The sequence below is a fragment of the Rubrivivax albus genome, from assembly GCF_004016515.1.
Lineage (GTDB): Bacteria > Pseudomonadota > Gammaproteobacteria > Burkholderiales > Burkholderiaceae_C > Rubrivivax > Rubrivivax albus.
Genome location: NZ_SACT01000050.1, coordinates 1 through 462 on the forward strand (window position 1 = coordinate 1; position 462 = coordinate 462).

Genomic DNA, 462 nt, shown 5'->3' on the forward strand with positions numbered 1-462 from the left:
GAAAGAAGAAGAAGCAGATCAGATTTCTGAATAATCACATTATTAAATATCGATTTCCATTAGAAAAAAAAGGTACAGCATAATAATCTGCTGTTGACGCAACAGATGTGCTGTACCCTTATTAACACTTAAAATCAATTACAATGTTACGAAAATTCTTCGCATCGGGGTCTTTCCTGTGTGTTACCTTATTGTCTTTCGCTCAACAAAATTCATCGCTCGAAAAAGTAACTCCGCCAACTGATTCAACAGCGGCAGCAGCAGATGAACCAGAAAAAAAACCGGCTTTAACCATTAGTGGTTCTGCAGATACATATTTCAAATACGACTTCGCTAAACAAGGTTCTAACAACAGAACAAGCTTTACAAATGCAAACAACACATTTGCTATTGGTATGGCATCTGTTAAATTTGAACATGCAGGCGATAAAGTAAGTGCTGTTGCAGATTTAGGTTTCGGCC

At 37.2% G+C, this 462-nt stretch carries 1 protein-coding gene; it reads left to right on the forward strand.

Translation table 11 applies throughout. From position 1 onward, the window contains the following. Window positions 1-143: 143 nt before the first annotated feature. A partial coding sequence (locus ENE75_RS26055; RefSeq protein WP_158289101.1) for an outer membrane beta-barrel protein occupies window positions 144-462 on the forward strand: 319 nt, incomplete at its 3' end.